Below are 2075 nucleotides of genomic sequence, written 5' to 3'. Positions count from 1 at the left end.
TTTACTTTCTCCATCTTTGGTATCCTCCTTTCAAAAAAGAAGGATACCATTATTTCTTTATCCTTTTTGTACATTTTTGTTCATTTTTATTTTCCTCTTTTTGTTCTTTTTTATTTTACCATTTACAGTTTTTGTCTTTATTTCATTTTTCATCTTTATTTTCTACTTTTTTGTCCCCTTTTCTTTCCTCTGGTTTATTTTTTACTTTGTTTTCTGGGCTGCCTCTCTCTAAATTGAATTCGCTCATTAGTACTATTTAATATATTATAGCATAAATAAAATATATCTGTATTATAAAATTTGATAATAAAACTTGACTTTTTGTATCCGATTTGATATAATAAAAATATAATTCAGATAAAAATTATCCTATTTTTGTGATAAATTTCATTAGGGAGGGAGAAATATGATTGATAGAGGAATTGGCGGAACACCAATAATAATGCTCTCGAAAATTGTAAAACCAAACAAAATATTTGTTAAACTTGAAAAAAACAATATAACAGGTAGCGTAAAAGATAGGGCAGCTTATTTTATGATTAGAAAAGCAGAAGTAGATGGAGCATTAAAGAAAAAAATAATAGTTGAACCAACAAGCGGAAATACAGGAATTGCTCTGGCGGCAATTGGAAAAAGTAGAGGATATACTGTAATTTTAACAATGCCTGAAAGTATGAGTGTTGAAAGAAGAAAAATCTTGGAAAAATATGGGGCTGAGTTGATATTAACTCCTGCAGACAAGGGTATGAAAGGTTCGATAGAAAAAGCATTGGAAATAGTGAAAGAAAGAGATGCTTTTATGCCAAATCAATTTGAAAATCCTGCAAATGTATTAGCTCATGAATTGACCACAGGTCCAGAAATATTAAAACAAATGGATTACAATTTAGATATTTTTGTAGCTGGTGTTGGTACTGGCGGAACAATAACTGGAGTTGGAAAGGTTTTAAAAAAATTTTTTAAAGATAAAATAAAAATAGTTGCAGTTGAACCAGAAAATTCAGCTGTTATTTCAGGTAAAAAACCTGGGAAACATAAAATCCAAGGAATTGGAGCAGGATTTATTCCAAAGAATTTAGATGTAACAATTTTAGATGAAGTTATAACCATAAAAGATGAAGAAGCATTTGAAATGCAAGATATTTTAGCTAAGAAAGAAGGTTTATTTGTAGGGATTTCAGCTGCTGCAAACATTTTGGCAGCAATTAAATTAACACAAAAATATCCTGAAAAAAAGATAGTAACAATTGCACCAGATTCTGGAGATAAATATTTGAGTTTGATTTAAAAACTTTCAAACAAACACCGGGTTCTAAAATCCGGTGTTTTTATTTGTATGAAAATTTTCAATATTGTATTTTTTAAGAATTCTTAAATTAATATATTTTCTAAAAAGTTAGATTTAGATTTGTTTTATTTTGCTTTTGAAGGATTTTCAAAATTGGTTTTTATAAACCAAATATGTAATTTTATTCCATTTTCTCCTTCTGTTATATATTCAAAATCTTTTATTGTATTTGAATATATTATTAACCATCCTTCTTTTAGCCCTTTTCTTTTTATATATTCTTTTATTTGTCTTTTGGCTATTTCGTATTCATATTTTATTATGTTTGCTTTTATTTCTATTAAATATTCTTTTCTGTTATACATTACCATTAAATCTATTCTTCCTCCGCCTATTTGTGTTTCTGGATATACTTTTCCTCCAAGTAATTCTATGTATGCACTTAAGAATTGGTCAAGATTATATTGATACACCCCTTCATAATAGTTTCTGCCTTTGAACATTACTGCTCCTCTACTTTTTATGTATTCTGTATATCTTTTTAGCAGTTCATTTAGTTTTAAATTTTTATTCTCATCTATATATTTATTTAAATCTTCTTCAAATTTTAGCATTTTATTTCTTTCTCCATTAGTTTGTGGTTTGAATCTTGCATATAATGCTTTGTAATACAACGGCACTTTTACACAGCATATGCCTTCACAATTGTCTATTACTCCGTTTATATATAAGAATTTTATGTTTTCATCATATATATTAAATTCTATATTATTTGGTTCAAATAATA

General features: G+C 27.1%; 2 protein-coding genes. One reads left to right on the top strand and one right to left on the bottom strand.

Annotation, left to right across the window (positions count from 1 at the left end; all coding sequences use genetic code 11):
• Positions 1-406: 406 nt before the first annotated feature.
• Complete coding sequence (gene cysK, locus XO12_RS11005) at positions 407-1288, top strand: cysteine synthase A (RefSeq protein ID WP_175420335.1); 882 nt, start codon at positions 407-409, stop codon at positions 1286-1288.
• Positions 1289-1413: 125 nt separating this feature from the next.
• Here the strand turns inward: cysK and XO12_RS11000 are convergent.
• Positions 1414-2075 (bottom strand): PD-(D/E)XK nuclease domain-containing protein (locus XO12_RS11000; RefSeq protein ID WP_175420334.1); only part of this gene is annotated, 662 nt, incomplete at its 5' end.

The sequence above is a fragment of the Marinitoga sp. 1154 genome, assembly GCF_013363285.1.
Taxonomy (GTDB): Bacteria; Thermotogota; Thermotogae; order Petrotogales; family Petrotogaceae; genus Marinitoga.
This window is presented reverse-complemented; position numbering and strand designations above follow the sequence as displayed.

Excerpts from the sequence above, each read along its gene's own strand:
- cysK (WP_175420335.1), top strand. The coding sequence starts at position 407 with ATGATTGATAGAGGAATTGGCGGAACACCAATAATAATGCTCTCGAAA.